Genomic DNA, 17452 nt, shown 5'->3' on the forward strand with positions numbered 1-17452 from the left:
CGCTCACGCACCTCACGCGGATGCCTCGAAGACCGGCCCATAACTCCATCCTCACTCACACGATGGAGCCTCCATCAAACCCGGGGCGGTTCACTGAGGCCCGACACGACACTTATGCCTTACCCCTCAAATAGAACCCGAATCGCCACTCACGACCCTCAGCGGAACGCTTCGACGTTCGCCAAGGCCCACTGCTCGTAGGTGACACCAGGCCGTCCGGTGAGTTCCCCGACCACGCCCGTCGGTGTGTCGGGGTGCTCGGTGAAGTACGCGAAGCCGTCGAGCAGCCACTTCGCGACCGACGCCGGGATCCCGGCGGAGGTCCACTGCTTGTCCGCCTCCTCCCGGGTGAGCTCCTGGAAGGTGACCTCCTCGCCGAGGGCGGCCGAGATGGCGGCGACCTGTTCGCGCTGGCTGATCGCCTCCGGTCCGCTCAGGGTGTACTTCTTGCCGACGTGCCCCTCGGTCAGGATGACGTGCGCCGCGACGGCCGCGATGTCCCCGAGGTCGATCGGTGTCATCCGGGCTTCGGGGTAGGCCTCGCGGACGACCCGTTCGGCCTTGATCGTCGCCGCCCAGCCGAAGGTGTTGTTCATGAACGCGCCCGGCCGCAGGAACGTCCAGTCGAAACCGGCCTCCCGGACCGCCTTTTCGACGATGGCGAAAGCGACACCGCTCGAGTTCTCGGGCGGGTCGTCGGCGTTGCTGCCCGACAGCGCCACCACCCGGCGGACTCCGGCCTCCTTCGCCAGCTTCACGAAGTCGTCCACCGTGTCCGCCAGCGGCGCCAGGTACACGGTCTCGACGCCCTTCAGCGCCTCCGGCAGGGTCTCGGGCTTCCCCAGATAGCCCTTGGCGACCTCCACCTGCTCCGGCAGTGCCGCCTTCGTCGGATTCACGGTCAACGCCCGCACCGGCGCTCCGGCCTCCACCAGTTCGTCGACCACCAGCCTGCCGACGTTTCCGGTCGCACCGGTCACCAGGATCGTCACGATGCCCCACTCCTTATTCGTACGTCCTACGGGAATTGTTCAACCGTACCGCATACGAGAATGTAGAATCCAGCTTCACGGCCGAGTGGAGTGCGGATGGACTTCGAGCGCAGTCTCGAACTGTTGTGGCGTGACCGCGGCGATGCCCGGCAGCCGACCAGGGGTCGGAAACCGAAACTGACCCTCGACCAGGTGATCGCCACCGCCGTCGCCCTCGCCGACAGCGCGGGCGAGGCGACCGTGTCGATGAGCCAGATCGCCAAGGAACTCGGCGCCGGCACGATGACGCTCTACACCTACGTCCCCGGCAAGACGGAACTGCTCGACCTCATGGTGGACGCGGTCCTCGCCGAACGGGACCTTCCCGGCCCCGGCGCCCCCCGGCCGGACGGCTGGCGCGAGCAGATCCGGCTCTACGCCGAACGCACCGTGGCCGTGTTCCGGAAGCATCCGTGGCTGCGGTCGGCGTCGTCGGTGCGGCCGGTGCTCGGTCCGGGACTGATGGCCGGGCAGGAATACCTGATCGCGGCCGTCGCGGACATCGGGCTGCCGCCGCGCGAGGTGACCGCGGCGGCGCAGAGCATCGAGGTGTACGTCCAGGCGAACGCGGCACTCTCGGCCGAGAGTGCCCAGATCGAACAGCGGACCGGGGAATCGACCGACGCCTGGTGGGGGCGGCGGTCGGTGTTCTGGGAGAAGTACTTCGACGTCGAACGGCATCCGGCGATGACGCGGATGTGGGAGAGCGGCGGTTACGACGTGGACTCCTGCGAAGCCGCCGACGAGACCTTCACGTTCGGTCTGGAACGCCTGCTGGACGGCATCGAAGCCCGCGTTTAGTCCTCTAAACGCGGTAGTTCGTGCTGCCAACTACCGCATTTAGAGGACGAAACGCGTCAGGAGACGGTGGGCAGGTCCGGCGCCGAGACGTCGAAGACCTTGCCCTCGCGGGTGAGCAGCGCGGCGAGCACCTTCGCCTTGCGTTCGGTGTCGGCCGAGGTCCCCCAGCGGACGGTCTTCCCGTCGGCCAGCGCGAACTCGACGCTGCCGGGCGTCTTCGCCGTCGCGGTCGTGACCTGCTTCAGCAGCTGCTGCGGGATCACGCCGAGGACGCCGGTCACCGCACGGGTCACCGGGTCGTCGGCCGACACCGACGGCAGCTTCAATTCGGGCAGCCCGGCCGGCCGTTCCTTGAGCGTCTTGAACACCACTCCCCCGCCGTCGACGAGGTGCACCCCGTCGCCGCCGGGACCGCTGTCGAAGAACGCGATGGCCGCCCGTTCGGTCACGGTGATCTCGAGCGTGCTCGGCCAGGACCGCGAGACGTCGACCGTGGCGATGCCGGGCATCCGCGCCACCCGGTCGCGGATCTCTTCGGTGTCCAGGCGCAGCATCGGCTTCTGGTCCGGTACCGCCGCCGTGGCTCGGATCTGGTCCGCGGGGACGGAGTTCGCGCCGACGACGTCCACCTGCTGCACGCCCAGCATCGAGCTGAACCACAGCAGGTAGACGACCGCGACGACGGTCAGCACCGAGAGCAGCGCGACCCAGCGCCGCCGCAGCTCCTTGCGCCGGATCGGCCGGGTGGTCCGGCGACGATCCTGGACGGACCGCCTGCCGCGCCGGGCCTTCGCCCCCTGAACCCGCTTGACCCGCTTGTCTCGTTCGGTACGCGGACGCCGACCGGGTTCGGCCGGGCGGCGGCGTTCCCCGGTCTGCGTCATCGCTAGCCTGCCCGCCGGTCCAGTTCGGCCAGGATCTCCGGGCCGATCTGGGTGACGTCACCGGCGCCCATGGTCACCAGCAGGTCCCCGGGTTTGACCAGATCCGCGGCGAGCTTCGCCGCGACGTCGAACGCCGGCTGGTAGTGCACGGTGGCGCCGGAGATCTGGTCGGCGATGAGCGCACCGCTCACACCGGGCTCCGGTTCCTCGCGGGCACCGAACACGTCCAGCACGATGACCTCGTCGGCCAGCGACAAGGCCGCCGCGAACTCCTTCGAGAACGTCTTCGTGCGCGAGTACAGATGCGGCTGGAAGACCACGACGACCCGGCCCGAACCGGCCGCCGTCCGCACCGCGCGCAGCTGCGCGTCGACCTCGGTCGGGTGGTGCGCGTAGTCGTCGTACACCCGGACGTCGCCGGAGCGGCCCTTGAACTCGAACCGGCGCCGGACGCCGCCGAACGCGGCGAGCCCCTCGGCGAGGCCTTCGACCGGCGCGCCCAGCTCGATCCCGGCCAGCAGCGCGGCGATCGCGTTCAGCGCCATATGCTCGCCCGGCACCGCGACGCGGAGGTCGATTTCTTTGCCCTGCAAGGAAATACGAACGACACCGCCTTCCGGGGCAGGCGTGTAGTCCAGCACCTTCGCGTCGTCCGCGCCGGTGACCGAACGGCCGTAGCGGCGGACGCGGATGCCACGTTTCTCCGCCTGCGTGCCCAGCTTGTCCGCTCCCTCGTCGTCACCGCAGACGATGAGCAGCCCGCCCGGTTCGATGCGGCCGAGGAAATCGGTGAACACCGAGACGTACGCCTCGGCCGTCCCGTGGTGGTCCAGATGGTCCGGCTCGACGTTGGTCACCACGGCGACCGTCGGCGAGTAGGCCAGGAACGACCCGTCGCTCTCGTCGGCTTCGGCGACGAAGACACCACCCTCGCCGTGGTGGGCGTTCGCGCCCGACTCGTTGAGGTCGCCGCCGATGGCGAACGACGGGTCGAGGCGGCAGTGCTGCAGGGCCACGGTCAGCATCGACGTCGTCGACGTCTTGCCGTGCGTCCCGGCGATGCACGCGACACGGTGGCCCTCCATCAGCCCGGCCAGTGCCTGCGCGCGGTGCAGGACGGTGATCCCGCGTTCCCGCGCGGCCATCAGTTCCGGGTTACTCTCCTTGATGGCGGTCGACACGACCACCGAAGACGGGCCTTCGGCGAACGCGTCGAGGTTCTCGGCACGCTGGCCGATGGCGATTTCGGCGCCCTGTGCCCGCAGCGACAGGAACGCGCGCGACTCCTTGGCGTCGGATCCGGACACCTGGGCCCCGCGGGCCAGCAGGATGCGGGCGATGCCGCTCATCCCGGCGCCGCCGATCCCGATCAGGTGGGCACGCGTGAGCGTGTCCGGGAGGTTGTCAGGCACCGGCTACCTCCAGCACGATCTTGGCAAGGGTCTCGTCGGCCTGGCGGTGGCCGAGACCGACCGCGGCCGCACTCATCTTCGCGACCCGGTCGGCGTCGGCGACCAGCGGGATCACCAGTTCCGCGACCTTGGCGGCGCTGAGGTCGGCGTCGGCCAGCATCAACGCGGCCCCCGCGTCGACCGCGGGCTGGGCGTTGCTCGCCTGTTCGCCGTTGCCGTAGGGCAGCGGGACGAACACCGCGGGCAGGCCGACCGAGGTGACCTCGGCGACGGTCATGGCGCCGGAGCGGCACAGGACCGCGTCGGCGGCGGCGTAGGCCAGGTCCATCCGCTCCAGGTACGGCACCGGGACGTACGCGGGCCTGCCGGGGAATTCCTGGACGACCAGGGTGTTCTTCGGCCCGTGGGCGTGCAGCACGCCGACTCCGGCGTCCGCGAACTCCTTGGCCGCGGCGGAGACCGCGCCGTTGATCGACACCGCGCCCTGCGAGCCGCCGAAGACCAGCAGCGTCGGGGCGTCCGGGTCGAGCCCGAAGAACTCACGGGCTTCGGCACGCAGCGCGGCCCGGTCGAGCGAGGTGATGGAGCGCCGCAGCGGGATGCCGACGACCTCGGCCTTCGGCAGCGGCGTCCCCGGGACGGCGACGGCGACGCGGGCGGCGAACCGCGCGCCGACCCGGTTCGCCAGGCCTGCCGCCTTGTTCGCCTCGTGCACCACGATCGGCGTGCGGCCGCGCGCGGCGAGGTACGCCGGGAGCGCGACATAGCCGCCGAAGCCGACGACGACGTCCGCGCCGACCCGGTCCAGAACGGCACGGGTGCGCTTGACCGCGTCGCGGACCTTCAGCGGCATCTTCAGCAGTTCCGGTGTCGGTTTGCGCGGCATCGGCACCGGTGGGATCAGCTCCAGCGGGTAGCCGCGCGCGGGGACGAGTTTGGTCTCCAGTCCGCGCTCGGTCCCCAGCGCGATCACCGTCGCGTCGGGACGCAGGCGCATCACCGCGTCGGCGAGCGCGAGTGCTGGTTCGATATGTCCTGCGGTGCCGCCCCCGGCGACCACGACCACCGGCGCCTTGCCGGCGGCGGATCTCTCGGCTCCCTTAACGGGGTTACTCACCTATGACCTCTCCGATTTGCGGTACCCCGTTTCGCGGTACCGCGGTTCACCGCCGTACGTGCGGCCGTCCTCCTGCCGGGCTCCCGTACCGAGCGGCGCCGCTCCTGTGCGGGCGATGGCCTCGCCGTCCTCGGCGCGGGCCTCGCCGCCTTGGTGGCGCCTCCCCTGGCCGCGGCGCCCTTGCGCTTGGCTGGCGGGCGGTACGGATCGGGCGCGGGAAGCCTCAGCAGGCGTCCGAATTTACCCGGCCCCTGCGAACGCAGTGCGGCCACCGCCTCCGGTTCGTGCCGGGCGGCGTTGGCGAGGACCCCCATGATGAGCATGGTGATCACCAGCGACGTCCCGCCGTAGGAGATCAACGGCAGGGTGACCCCGGTGACCGGCAGCAGGCCGACGACGTAGCCGATGTTGATCCCCGCCTGCGCGACCAGGAAGACGGTCAGCGTGCCGGACACGATCCGGATCCACGGGTCGAGATTGCGGGCCGCGATGCGCAGGCCCACGATGGCGACCCCGGCGAACAGCGCCAGCACCACCACGCAGCCGATGAAGCCGAGTTCCTCGCCGATCAGGGCGAAGATGAAGTCGTTCTGCACGTTCGGCAGGTAGCCCCAGTTGGACTGGCCCTGTCCGAGCCCCTTGCCGAAGAGCCCGCCGTCGGCGAGCGCGAGTTTCGCCTGGTTGGCCTGGAAACCGTCCGCGCTGGTGTCCGGGTCACCGGAGACGAACGACATGACCCGCCGCAGCCGGTACGGGGCGATGATGGCGAGCACCAGCACCCCGACGAGCCCGCCGGCGAGGATCACGCCGAACAGCCGTTTCGGGGCCCCCGCGAACCACAGCAGGGCCAGCAGCACCACCGCGAGCGTGATCGTGCCGCCGAGGTCGGGCTGCATCATGACCAGCGCGAACATCAGCAGCGCGATCGGCACCACCGGGACGAGCAGATGGCGCCACTGGTTGATGATGTTGTACTTGATCACCAGGATGTGGGCGCCCCAGAAGGCGAGCGCGAGCTTGGCCGCCTCGACCGGCTGGAAGGCGAACCCGCCGAACATGAACCAGCCCTGCGAGCCGTTGACGGTGGACCCCAGCGGGGTCAGCACCAGCGTGAGCAGGCCGAGGCAGACGACGGTCATCGTCGCCGAAAGGCGCCGGACGCGTTCCAGCGGGAACCGCAGCCCCACCCAGAACACCACCGAGCCGATGGCGACGAACAGGATGTGCTTGCTGAACTGCGCGTAGACCCCGCTGCCGGTCTTCGGGTTGTACGAAGCGACGGACGACGCCGAAAGCACCATCACGATGCCGATCACGGTCAGCACGCCGGTGAGCGCCAGTACCAGGTGGAACGAGGCGAGTGGCCGCGAAAGCCACGCCGTCAGCGCGGTGCGGAACGTGACGAACGCGCTTTCCTTGCGTTCCCGTGGCTTACGTGGCTGGCCGGGCTGGCGCTTTCTTTCCTCAACCGCCGTCACTGGTCTCCCCCGCACCGTCGCGCAGGACACGGACCGCTCGCGCGAACGCGTCGCCGCGCGCGCCGTAGCTGGAGAACATGTCCAACGACGCCGCGGCGGGGGCCAGCAGCACCACATCTCCGGGCCGCGCCAGGGCGCGGGCCGCCTTCACCGCCGCAGTCATGGGGTCATCGTCACCCGGAAGGAGGCTGTGGACCGGGACATCCGGCGCGTGTCGCGCAACAGCGGCGGCGATCGCGGGTGAATCCACGCCGAGTAGCACGACTCCGCGGAGCCTGCCGGCGATCGAACCGACCAGTTCGTCCACCGACGCGCCCTTGAGCTGGCCACCGGCGATCCAGACGACGGACAGGTGCGCGCGCAGCGAACCGCTCGCGGCGTGCGGGTTGGTCGCCTTGGAGTCGTCGATGTACCGGACACCGTCGACCTCGGCGACCTCCTCGGCCCGGTGCGGGGCGGGGCGGTACTCGCGCAGGCCCTTGGCGACGTCCTCGCCGCTGACGCCGTAGGCGCGGGCCAGCGCCGCCGCGGCGAGCGCGTTCGACACGTTGTGCGGACCGGCGGGGCGGACATCGGCCAGCGTGCCGAGTTCGTCGGCGCTGGTCGCCGGGTCGGCGACGAAGGCACGGTCGACCAGCAGGTCTTCCACGATGCCGAGTTCGCCCGGACGCGGGGTGTCCATGCCGAAGGCGACGCGGCGGGCGTCGGCGGGCGCGTGCTCGTCGGCGAGCCGGATGGACCACTCTTCGTGCAGGTTGTGCACCACGTTCCGCGAGTGGGCGTGGATACGGCCCTTAGCGGCCGCGTACTCCTCCATCGAACCGTGCCAGTCGAGGTGATCCTCGGCCAGGTTCAGCACCACGGAGGCGTGCGGGGCCAGCGTGGACGACCAGTGCAGCTGGTAGCTCGACAGCTCCACGGCGAGCACCTCGTGCCCGGCCCGGACCGCGTCGAGTACCGCGAAACCGACGTTTCCGCAGGCCACGGCGTCGACACCGGCGACGCGCAGGATCGACTCCAGCATCCCGACCGTGGTGGTCTTGCCGTTGGTACCCGTGATCGCGAGCCACACCGGCGGCTTGTCGCGCAGCTGCCCGACGCGCCACGCCAGTTCGACGTCGCCGATCACCTCGATGCCCGCTTCGGCCGCCGCCACCAGCAACGGCGACGTCGGTTTCCAGCCGGGACTGGTCACGACCAGCTCGACGCCTTCGGGCGGCTCCGTCAGGCCCGGCAAGAGTTCCGCACCGAGCCCTTCGAGTTCCGCCAGCCGTTCGGCGTTGCCGTCGGTGACGGTGACCCGCGCCCCCTGCTCCCGCAGGACGGGGACGATGGATTTGCCGGTGACCCCGGCTCCGGCCACGAGGACGTGACGACCGGCCAGTTCCACCGCTTAACCCCCGAGACCGAGTTGCTCGCTGTAGAACAGCCCGAGACCGAACATGCAGCAGATGGCCGAAAGCAGCCAGAACCGGATGATGACCGTGGTCTCCGCCCAGCCCGCGAGTTCGAAGTGGTGATGGAACGGGGCCATCCGGAACAGCCGTCGCCTGGTCGTGCGGAACACCGCGATCTGCGCGACCACCGAGATCATCTCGACCATGAACAGACCGCCGATGACGATGGCGAGCAGTTCGGTGCGGGTGGTCATCGACAGCCCGGCGACGAGACCACCGAGCGCGAGCGAACCGGTGTCACCCATGAAGATCTTCGCCGGTGCCGCGTTCCACCAGAGGAAACCGACGCAGGCGCCGGTCGCCGCGGCGGCCACCACGGCCAGATCCAGCGGATCGCGGACGTCGTAGCAGGCGGCCTGCGGGGTGACCGCGCACGAGAGGCGGGTCTGCCAGAAGGCGATGACGACGTAGGTCGCCAGCACCATCGCCGCGGTGCCGCCGGCGAGCCCGTCGAGTCCGTCGGTGAAGTTCACCGCGTTCGACCAGCCCGAGATGACGACGTAGCAGAAGATCACGAAGAACACCGACGGGAAGGTGATCAGCGCGAGGTCACGCACGTAGGAAAGGCTCTCCGACGCCGGGGTCAGCCCGCGTTCGTCGGCGAACTGCAGCGCCAAGATCGCGAAGCCGATCGTGACCACCAGCTGGCCGACCAGTTTCGCGGTCTTGTTCAGCCCGAGGTTGCGCTGCTTGCGGATCTTGATGAAGTCGTCGAGGAAACCGACGATCCCGAGGCCGACGGCCAGCCCGAGGACCAGCAGGCCCGAAGCGGACGGGCCGCCGGTGCCGTTGCCGCCGCTGAGCGAGCTGATCAGATGGGCCACGAAATATCCGACGACCATCGCGACGATGATCGCGACACCACCCATCGTCGGGGTACCGCGCTTGGATTTGTGTCCCTGCGGTCCTTCCTCCCTGATCTCCTGGCCGAAGCCCTGCCGGGAGAAGACCCGGATCAGATAGGGAGTGAGGAGGATGGAGACCAGCAGGCCCGCCGCGGCCGCGATCAGGATGCTGATCACGCGTCACCACCGTTCGAGCGTTCTTGAGAGGGGGAAGGGGGTACTACAGGGGATTCAGCGTTCGTTTCGGGGGAGGCGAGCAGGGCATCGGCCACCCGCCACAGCGCGGCGGACTTGGACGCCTTCACCAGCACGATGTCGCCCGCGCGGAGCTGATCATGCAGCAGGGCGATGGCGGCCTCGACGTCGGGTACCAGTACCGACTCCTCGCCCCAGGAACCCTCCTGGTGCGCACCCTGGTGCATGGCCGCGGCGGCCTCTCCGACGACCACGAGCTTGTCGATGTTGAGCCGGACGACGAGCCTGCCGATGCCGTCGTGCGCCTCGACCGCGTCGTCGCCGAGGTCGGCCATCACGCCGAGCACGGCCCAGGAACGGCGCTCCGTGCTCATCGACGCGAGTGCCTTGAGCGCGGCACGCACCGACTCGGGGTTGGCGTTGAACGAGTCGTTGAGCACCGTGACGCCGTCGGGCCGGGTGGTGACCTCCATCCGGCGTCCCGAGCGCTGCTCGAGGCTCGACAGGCGGGCCGCGATCTCCTCGGTCGTCGAGCCCAGTTCCAGCGCCACAGCGGCCGCGCTGAGCACGTTGCCGACGTGATGCTCGCCGTACAGCGGGAGCTTCACCGGCGCTTCGCCGGACGGCGTGATCAGGCGGAACGACGCACGCGCTTCCGCGTCGAGGGTGACGTCCACGGCGCGGACGTGCGCGGAGGCGCTCTCGCCGATGTACACCACGCGCGCGTTCGTGCGGCTCGCCATGGCGGCGACCAGCGGGTCGTCGATGTTCAGGATCGCGACGCCGCCGTCTTCCGCGCTCGGCAGCGCCTCGACGAGCTCACCCTTGGCCTTGGCGATGCCTTCGCGGGAACCGAACTCGCCGACGTGCGCGGTGCCGACGTTGAGCACGGCCCCGATCCGCGGCGGCGCGATGGCCGCCAGCTCGGCGATGTGGCCAGGCCCGCGGGTGGACAGCTCCAGCACCAGGTGCCGGGTCGAGGCGTCGGCCCGCAGCGCCGTCCAGGGGTGGCCCAGCTCGTTGTTGAACGATCCCGGCGGCGCGACCGTCGGGCCGAGCGGCTCCAGCAGCTGGGCGATGACGTCCTTGGTGGAGGTCTTACCCGACGAACCGGTGACCCCGACGACGGTCAGCTGCTCGCCGGACAGCTTCTCGACCACGTGCCTGGCGAGTTTGGCCAGTGCGGCCAGTACCGCGGCACCGGCCCCGTCCTTGTCCGCGGCCAGCGCGAACGCGCGATCGTGCGCGGTACCGGCCGGCAGCGGCGGCACGATCACGGCCGGGGCGTCGACCTCACGCCCCGCGAGCACCGCGACAGCGCCGGCCTCGACGGCCTTCGCGGCGAGGTCATGACCGTCGACCCTCGCGCCGGGCAGCGCGACGAACAGTCCACCGGGGGTCAGCTCGCGGGTGTCGAATTCGACGCTTCCGGTGATCTCGGCGGTGCCGTCGGTCCGGTGCAGCCTGCCGCCGACGATGGCGGCGATTTCGGCCAGGCTGAGCACGATCACGGTGTCTCCAGACGTCTGCGGATGGCGGAGGCGAGCTCGTCCCGGTCGGAGAACGGGTGCACGACACCCTGGACCTCCTGGCCGGTCTCGTGGCCCTTGCCCGCGATGAGCACGATGTCGCCGGGCTTGGCGAGCTCGACGGCGTGGATGATCGCCTCGCGGCGGTCGGCGATCTCGAGGATCTCGCCGCCCAGCGCCGGTCCGGCGTTGCGGGCACCGGCCAGCATCGCCGCCCGGATCGCGGCCGGATCCTCCGAACGCGGGTTGTCGTCGGTCACGATCAGCACCTCACTGCGCCGGACCGCCGCCTCGCCCATCACCGGGCGTTTCGCGGTGTCACGGTCGCCGCCGCAGCCGAGGACGGTGATGATCCGGCCCTCGGTACGGGCACGCAGCGCGTCGAGCCCCTGCGCGACCGCGGCGGGCTTGTGCGCGTAGTCGACCACCGCGGTGAACGGCTGGCCGAGGTAGACCCGCTCCATCCGGCCCGGCACCTCGACCGAGGCGAGCCCGGCGACGATGGCCTCGAGCGGGACACCGGCGGTGTTGAGGATCGCGGCCGCGAGCACCGCGTTCGCCACGTTGAACTCACCCGGCAGCGGGATCTTCGCCGAAGCGGCGAGGCCGTCGGGGCCGTGGAGGGTGAACGTCTGCTCCCCCGCCGGGGTCGGCGTGAGGTCGGTGGCGCGCCAGTGCGCGTCCGTGCCCGGCTCGGTGGAGACGGTCACCGTGTGCGGGGTCAGGAGTGCGTGCCCCCACGCGCTGTCGACGACGACCACCTCGGCGGTGGAGCGGCCGTCGAACAGCAGCGACTTGGCGGCGAAGTACTCCTCCATGTCCTTGTGGAAGTCCAGGTGGTCCTGGGAGAGGTTCGTGAAGGCCCCGACCGCGAAGCGCGTGCCGTTGACCCGGCCCAGCGCCAGCGCGTGGCTGGAGACCTCCATCGGCACGTGCGTGACGCCGCGTTCCACCATGACGGCGAGGAGAGCCTGCAGATCCGGCGCCTCGGGGGTGGTGAACCCGCTGGCCAGCCGCTCGCCCGCGATCCGGGTCTCGACCGTGCCGATCAGCCCCGTGGTGAGCCCGGCCGCCTTGAGTCCGGCGTCGACCAGGTACGACGTCGTGGTCTTGCCGGACGTCCCGGTGATACCGAGTACCGACAGCTCCAGCGAGGGCTCGCCGTAGATCCAGGCCGCGATCTCGCCGAGGGCGGCCCGCGGATCCGGGTGCACGAGGATCGGCACGCCGGCGTCGCGGAGCACCGGGCGCTCGGCACCGGCCTCGTCGGTGAGCACGGCGGCCGCTCCGGCGGCGATGGCCTGGTCGCTGAAGTCCGCGCCGTGGGCGCGGGCGCCGGGAAGCGCGGCGAAGAGGTCACCGGGGAGGACGTGCTGGGCGCGCAGCGTGCTGCCCGTGACCGTCAGCTCGGCCGCGGCCGGGTAGTCGTCACCGCCCACCACGAGCCGCGCGCCCGCCCTGGCGAGCAGCGTGCCCAGCGGCATCGGCTCGATCCTGGCCGGACGAGGGGGTGCGGCGACGGCCTTGACCGGGCTGTCCGGGACCTGGGCAGCCGTCGCGCCGGACCCGCTTTCGACGGCGGGACCGCTGCGGGGATCTGAAGTAGGCACCGACACAGCAAAGGAGGTTACCGGCGTGGCATTCGGGTGACCGAAGCGGTGCGGGGTGTGAGCGCGGTGATCATGCTCGTGGTAATGGGTTTGACGAGCTCTCCTTGGCACGCAAGGGCTTCCGACTGTCGCTTGAGGACTTCGGAAAGGCGGCGGCCGGGTTTTTCGGGTGGCGCCTCAGGGCAGGTGCCCGTTCACGGACAGCTACGAGCGCCGTGGCGGTGGCCATGCGAAGGGAGCCTTCACGGTCCTGCGGCACCCTCGTCGAACGCCATGAAAGGTCCTTTCCTTGCAAAATTTGCGAGGAAAGGACCTTTCATGGCACGTGAACGGAGAGGAAGCGTCCCTTCGACAGGGCCTAGGAAAGGATCAGCGGCACCTGGGGCGCCGGACCGTCCGAAAGCGGGATCTGGAACCGCTGTGCCAGGTAGGCGGCGATCGAGTGGAACAGCGGCGCGGCCGAGCCCCCGCCCGGCAGCGAGGCTTCCGGCGCGTCGAGCCGGATGCCGACGACGAACCGCGGCTTGTCTGCGGGCAGGATCCCGGCGAAGGTGATGTTGTACAGGTGATTGCTGTACGTCTTCGTCTGCGGGTCGACCTGCTGGCCGGTGCCCGTCTTGCCCGAGACCTGGTAGCCCTCCAGCGCCGCCTTCGGGCCGGTGCCGCTCTGCAGCCCCCTGCCGCTCTGCACCACGGCCCGCATCATTTCGCGCACGGTCTTCGCCGCCTGCGGGCTGATGACTTGCACGGTCTTCGGCGCCGGTTCGGGGACGACGGTCCCGTCGGGGTTGACCTTCGCCTTGACGACCCGCGGTTCCACGCGCAGCCCGTCGTTCGCGATGGCCTGGTACATCCCGGCCATCTGCACGACGGTCATCGAAAGCCCCTGCCCGATCGGCAGGTTACCGAAGGTCGTGGCGTACCACTGGTTGCGCGGCGGTACGACGCCCGGGCTCTCACCGGGGAGACCGAGACCGGTGCGCTGGCCGAGACCGAACTTCTTGAGCAGGTCGGCGTAGCGGTCTTCGCCCAGTTTCTGCGCCAGCAACAGGGTCCCGACGTTCGACGACTTCGCGAAGATGCCGGTGGTGGTGAACTGCTGCGTGCCGTGGATCCAGGCGTCCTTGACGACCTTGTCCGCGACCTGCAGCGAACCCGGCACCGGGATCGACGCCTCCGGGGTGGTGATGCCGTCGTCGATCGCGCCGGCGGCGGTGACGATCTTGTTCACCGAACCGGGTTCGAACGGCGTGGTCACCGCGCGGTTGTTCAGGTTCTCGGTCTCGCTGCGCGAAGCCGGGTCGTTGAGGTTGACCGTCTTGTCGTTGGCCAGCGCGTAGACCTCACCGGTCTTCGAGTCCATGATGACCGCCTGGCCGCCCTTGGCGTGCGACTTGGCGACGTATTCGCTCAGCTGCCGCTGCAGCTCGTACTGCAGGTCGGTGTCGATGGTCAGCTGCAGATCCGAACCGGGGACGGCGTTCTGGATGTCCCGCTCGGTACCGGGGATGACCAGGTTGTCGTTGCCGTTCCGGGTGTTGACGATCTTGCGGCCCGGTGTTCCGGCGAGGTCGTTGTCCCGCGAGGCCTCGAGGCCGTAGCCGCCGTGCAGGTTGTGCTTGGAGACGTCCTTGTCGTCGGTACGCCAGTTCGCGTAGCCGATGATGTTCGCCCCCACCGAATCCCCGGGGTACTCCCGCTTTGAGCGCTTCTCGACGCTGATCCACGGGAATTCCTTGACGATCGACTCGGCGACCGACGGTTCGATGTCATGGACGAGGTAGGTGAACGCCTCCTGCTTGTGGAACTTGTCCAGCAGTTCCTGCTCGGTGATCACGCCCGGCAGTTTGGCCGCGATCAGCTTCGCCGCGCTCGCGACCTCGGTCTCGAAGTTCTTGCCCTTGGTCGGGTTCGCCGCGGCGTACTCGTCCATTTTCTTGTGCAGCCAGTTCAGGCTGACCGCGAGCGTCCGCACCTCGATGCTGAACGCGATCTTCGTCCCGTTGCGGTCCATGATGGATCCGCGCTGCGCGGGACTTTCGATCACCGATGTCCGTTGCCGTTCCGCGGCCTCGGACAGCGCACCGGCCTCGAACCACTGCACCTGCACCAGTTTGAGACCGGCGAGCACCATCACGACGATCAGCAGGATCCGCACACCGGTGAACCGGCTCGGATGTCCCCCGTTGCCCCGCCGGGCGGTGGCACGGCGGGTCCCGGCGGCGTAGGTCCGCCGCGCGCTGCCCGCCGACCGGGTCCTGGCCTGTGCCGGACGGCCGGGTGACATCACTGACCTCCTTGCGCCTGGGGTTCCGCGTTCTCCTGTGGGACAGCGGGCTGGTCGCCCTCGATCACGCCTTGCTGGGTGCCCTCGGCGGGGGGCGGCGGCGCGACCGAGACCGGGGGCGCCTCCCCCTGTGCCTTCTTCGGCTCACCGACCACAGTGGACTGTCCCTCCGGGCCGACCACGATGTGCGCGGGGTCGCCGCCGGGCACCATGCCCAGTTCCCTGGCCTTGGGCGCCAGCGAAGCGGGTGACTCGGCCTTCGCGACCTCGCGCTGCAGCCGTTCCTTCGCCTCGGCGAGTCCGGCGTTGGCCGTGCGCAGTTGTTCGAGCCGGTACGAATCGGCGATGGCCTGCGTGGTCAGCCACAGCGTGCACGCCACGCCGACGGCCAGCATGCCCATCATCATCAGCACGAACGACGCGCGCGAACGCGGCCACCGCAGCTTGAGCTTCTTCTGCGGCTCTTCCTTGCCCGCACCGCCTTCGGCGTCGGGACGGTTGCGCCGCTGGTCGCGCTGCAGCAGATCCGCGCGCTGGGCGCGGCGAGCGTAGGCGCGTTCGGCCGCCGACGTCCGGCCGCGGGAGGCGCGAGTGGGCGCGGTGGTGCCCGGTGCGGCGGTTTCCGGCGTCTCGTCGACCGTGCTGGTCGCGCGGGCACGCCGTTTGGGCGCCGGTGCACCCCGGCGGCCGCGGGACTTCGCGGGAGCGGTCATCGTGCTCGGTCTCCGATCCGTTCGGCGGCTCGCAGCCGCACGGAGGCGGCCCGTGGGTTCTGTTCGGTCTCCGCCTCGCCGGCCTTCTCGGCCCCTCTGGTGAGCAGTTTCAGTTCCGGGCCGTGGCCCGGTAGTTCCACCGGAAGCCCTTCGGGCGTCCGGGATTTCGCCAGTTCCGCGAAGGCCTGCTTGACCAGCCTGTCCTCGAGGGACTGATAAGCCTCCACGACGATGCGGCCGCCGACGGCGAGTGAGGACAGCGCCCGCGGCATCGCCCGCCGCAGCACTTCCAGTTCGCCGTTGACCTCGATCCGCAGCGCCTGGAAAGTGCGCTTCGCCGGATGGCCGCCGGTGCGCCTGCTCGCCGCGGGGACCGCGTCGTACAGCAGTTCCACCAGCCGCCCGCTCCGCGTGAAGGGTTCCTTCTCCCGTTCCGCCATAACGGCTTTGACGATCCGCTGGGCGAATCGTTCCTCGCCGTAGTCGCGCAGGATCCGGATCAGCTCGCCGGGGGCGTAGGTGTTGAGCACGTCGGCGGCGGTGATCCCGCTGGTCGGGTCCATCCGCATGTCGAGCGGGGAATCCTTGGAGTAGGCGAAACCGCGTTCGGCCCGGTCCAGCTGCATCGAGGAGACACCGAGGTCGAACAGGATTCCGTCCACTCTGGACAGTCCGAGCCCCTGCAGCGCGGACGGCATCTCGTCGTAGACGGCGTGTACGAAGTCCACGCGATCACCGTGCTTCGCGAGCCGTTTCGCGGAGAGTTCCAACGCGTTGGGGTCACGGTCGAGCGCGACCAGGCGCAGTGCGGGGAACTCGGTGAGGAGCGCGTCGGAATGACCGCCCAGTCCGACGGTCGCGTCGACCAGCACGGCCTCGCGGTCGGAGAAGACCGGCGCGAACAGTTCGACGATGCGCTTGAGCAGCACCGGAACGTGCTCGTGTTCGTCTGCCATGTCTTCCCCCCTTTCGTGTCGTGCCGGGGAAGATGCCGGATGCCGTCAGGTCCCTGTCCGCCCGCCTGCTGACCTGGTACCGGGGAAGGTGTACCAGGGCCACTGAGCGGACAGAGGCCTCACGGCATCCGTGTGGACGGTTTCCCGCGTTTCCGAAGCAGGAACCCGCGCCCCCCGACGGCGTGGGTGCTTCTTCGGTCACGTCTAGAAGACGCCCGGCAGAACTTCCTCTCGAGCCTTCGCGTAGCTGTCCTCGTGTTCGTCCAGGTAGCCCTGCCACGCCTGGGCATCCCAGATCTCCAACCTGGTGATCGCCCCGATCACCACGCACTCCTTGTTCAACCCGGCGTACCGCCTGAGCTCGGACGCGATCGCGATACGTCCTTGCCCGTCCGGGCGTTGTTCGTCCGTCCCGGCGAAGAGATAACGCTGATAGGCCCGGACCGCCTCGTTCGTGAACGGGGCGTCGGCGACCTTTCTCGCCATCTGCTCGAACTCGGCCCGGGGAAAGACGAAGAGACAGTGATCCTGTCCCTTGGTGACCATCAGCCCACCGGCGAGCGCGTCGCGGAACTTCGCGGGCAGCGTGAGCCGCCCCTTGTCATCCAGTTTCGGGGTGTGGGTGCCGAGGAACATCGGCTCCACCTCCCTACCGATCCCGGCTGCTGACAACCAGGGTCGGCCACGGGGCTCCCTTCTGCCCCACTGCGCACCACCGTACCCCACTTTTCACCACAGTCAACGCGACAAAAGCCGCCACCACTCCGTCGTGTCAGACGTTTTCGCTGGTCAGCCAGGTGGGGCCAGGTGGGGGCTCGGTGGGGGACGGTGGCCAAGATCCCCCTGGGCGGGTATCGAAGCAACCTCATCCATGCCTGATGCGTCCGGTTATCGGCAGCCGGAACCCTGCTGTGGGGCGGAGTGGGGTGAAAGTGGGGAATCCGGTGGAGCGTGGTGGGGGACATTGTGGAGGGTGACGTCGGTTCATCCGACGACATGTCGACAAAGGACAGCCGTCTTGGCTCCCGCGGCCCTGAGGTGTGCTGCGAAAGCCACTTTCGCAACGTTGAGTGTTGCGAAAGTGGCTTTCGCAACCCAATCACCTGCAGCGACCAGGTCAGCCGTGGTTGCGCTTCC

Annotated in this window: 14 protein-coding genes; 1 reads left to right on the forward strand and 13 read right to left on the reverse strand. The window is 69.6% G+C overall.

What is annotated here, in order from left to right:
- Nucleotides 1-158 precede the first annotated feature (158 nt).
- A complete protein-coding gene (locus ACZ7KI_RS31035) occupies nucleotides 159-992 on the reverse strand; it encodes an NAD(P)H-binding protein (protein ID WP_470276598.1) in 834 nt (277 codons plus the stop codon).
- A 96-nt stretch (nucleotides 993-1088) separates the two neighbouring features.
- On the opposite strand from ACZ7KI_RS31035, the gene ACZ7KI_RS31040 reads away from it, so the two are divergent.
- Nucleotides 1089-1832 (forward strand): TetR/AcrR family transcriptional regulator, encoded by a 744-nt coding sequence (locus ACZ7KI_RS31040; protein WP_470276599.1) that lies wholly within the window; start codon nucleotides 1089-1091, stop codon nucleotides 1830-1832.
- A 56-nt stretch (nucleotides 1833-1888) separates the two neighbouring features.
- On the opposite strand, the gene ACZ7KI_RS31045 is transcribed toward ACZ7KI_RS31040, so the two are convergent.
- The 12 genes from ACZ7KI_RS31045 to mraZ form a co-directional block, all read right to left on the reverse strand.
- Nucleotides 1889-2716 (reverse strand): cell division protein FtsQ/DivIB, encoded by an 828-nt coding sequence (locus tag ACZ7KI_RS31045; RefSeq protein ID WP_470276600.1) that lies wholly within the window; start codon nucleotides 2714-2716, stop codon nucleotides 1889-1891.
- Nucleotides 2717-2718: 2 nt separating this feature from the next.
- Entirely contained in the window at nucleotides 2719-4128 is a 1410-nt protein-coding gene (gene murC, locus ACZ7KI_RS31050; RefSeq protein ID WP_470276601.1) for a UDP-N-acetylmuramate--L-alanine ligase, read from the reverse strand.
- Nucleotides 4121-5245 carry an undecaprenyldiphospho-muramoylpentapeptide beta-N-acetylglucosaminyltransferase gene (murG, locus tag ACZ7KI_RS31055; protein WP_470276602.1) on the reverse strand — a complete coding sequence of 375 codons (1125 nt, stop codon included), beginning with the start codon at nucleotides 5243-5245 and terminating at the stop codon, nucleotides 4121-4123. Before murG ends, murC begins: the two co-directional genes overlap by 8 nt.
- Nucleotides 5242-6723, reverse strand: a complete 1482-nt coding sequence (gene ftsW / locus ACZ7KI_RS31060) for a putative lipid II flippase FtsW (protein ID WP_470276603.1) — start codon at nucleotides 6721-6723, stop codon at nucleotides 5242-5244. Before ftsW ends, murG begins: the two co-directional genes overlap by 4 nt.
- Nucleotides 6710-8113 (reverse strand): UDP-N-acetylmuramoyl-L-alanine--D-glutamate ligase, encoded by a 1404-nt coding sequence (gene murD / locus ACZ7KI_RS31065; RefSeq protein WP_470276604.1) that lies wholly within the window; start codon nucleotides 8111-8113, stop codon nucleotides 6710-6712. Before murD ends, ftsW begins: the two co-directional genes overlap by 14 nt.
- A gap of 3 nt (nucleotides 8114-8116) precedes the next feature.
- Nucleotides 8117-9202 carry a phospho-N-acetylmuramoyl-pentapeptide-transferase gene (gene mraY, locus ACZ7KI_RS31070; RefSeq protein WP_037304276.1) on the reverse strand — a complete coding sequence of 362 codons (1086 nt, stop codon included), beginning with the start codon at nucleotides 9200-9202 and terminating at the stop codon, nucleotides 8117-8119.
- Nucleotides 9199-10731, reverse strand: a complete 1533-nt coding sequence (locus tag ACZ7KI_RS31075; RefSeq protein ID WP_470276605.1) for a UDP-N-acetylmuramoyl-tripeptide--D-alanyl-D-alanine ligase — start codon at nucleotides 10729-10731, stop codon at nucleotides 9199-9201. The genes mraY and ACZ7KI_RS31075 overlap by 4 nt, the downstream gene beginning before the upstream one ends.
- Nucleotides 10728-12233 carry a UDP-N-acetylmuramoyl-L-alanyl-D-glutamate--2,6-diaminopimelate ligase gene (locus ACZ7KI_RS31080; protein ID WP_470276694.1) on the reverse strand — a complete coding sequence of 502 codons (1506 nt, stop codon included), beginning with the start codon at nucleotides 12231-12233 and terminating at the stop codon, nucleotides 10728-10730. Before ACZ7KI_RS31080 ends, ACZ7KI_RS31075 begins: the two co-directional genes overlap by 4 nt.
- Nucleotides 12234-12717: 484 nt before the next feature.
- Nucleotides 12718-14646, reverse strand: coding sequence for a peptidoglycan D,D-transpeptidase FtsI family protein (locus tag ACZ7KI_RS31085; RefSeq protein ID WP_470276606.1), 1929 nt, complete (start codon nucleotides 14644-14646; stop codon nucleotides 12718-12720).
- Nucleotides 14646-15359 carry a cell division protein FtsL gene (ftsL, locus tag ACZ7KI_RS31090; protein WP_470276607.1) on the reverse strand — a complete coding sequence of 238 codons (714 nt, stop codon included), beginning with the start codon at nucleotides 15357-15359 and terminating at the stop codon, nucleotides 14646-14648. The genes ACZ7KI_RS31085 and ftsL overlap by 1 nt, the downstream gene beginning before the upstream one ends.
- Nucleotides 15356-16315: a 16S rRNA (cytosine(1402)-N(4))-methyltransferase RsmH gene (gene rsmH, locus ACZ7KI_RS31095; protein WP_470276608.1), complete on the reverse strand. Its 960-nt coding sequence runs from the start codon at nucleotides 16313-16315 to the stop codon at nucleotides 15356-15358. Before rsmH ends, ftsL begins: the two co-directional genes overlap by 4 nt.
- A gap of 204 nt (nucleotides 16316-16519) precedes the next feature.
- The gene (gene mraZ / locus ACZ7KI_RS31100; protein WP_005156436.1) at nucleotides 16520-16951 is read right to left on the reverse strand and encodes a division/cell wall cluster transcriptional repressor MraZ; all 432 of its coding nucleotides are present in this window, start codon (nucleotides 16949-16951) and stop codon (nucleotides 16520-16522) included.
- Nucleotides 16952-17452: the final 501 nt, after the last annotated feature.

It is taken from the genome of Amycolatopsis sp. NPDC039088 (assembly GCF_055598845.1).

Bases quoted from the DNA above. Each gene is read 5' to 3' on its own strand.
- ACZ7KI_RS31045 (WP_470276600.1), bottom strand. From the start codon at position 2,716: ATGACGCAGACCGGGGAACGCCGCCGCCCGGCCGAACCCGGTCGGCGT.
- mraZ (WP_005156436.1), bottom strand. From the start codon at position 16,951: ATGTTCCTCGGCACCCACACCCCGAAACTGGATGACAAGGGGCGGCTC.
- ACZ7KI_RS31040 (WP_470276599.1), top strand. From the start codon at position 1,089: ATGGACTTCGAGCGCAGTCTCGAACTGTTGTGGCGTGACCGCGGCGAT.
- ACZ7KI_RS31080 (WP_470276694.1), bottom strand. From the start codon at position 12,233: ATGCCGCTGGGCACGCTGCTCGCCAGGGCGGGCGCGCGGCTCGTGGTG.
- ftsL (WP_470276607.1), bottom strand. From the start codon at position 15,359: ATGACCGCTCCCGCGAAGTCCCGCGGCCGCCGGGGTGCACCGGCGCCC.
- rsmH (WP_470276608.1), bottom strand. From the start codon at position 16,315: ATGGCAGACGAACACGAGCACGTTCCGGTGCTGCTCAAGCGCATCGTC.
- ACZ7KI_RS31085 (WP_470276606.1), bottom strand. From the start codon at position 14,646: ATGTCACCCGGCCGTCCGGCACAGGCCAGGACCCGGTCGGCGGGCAGC.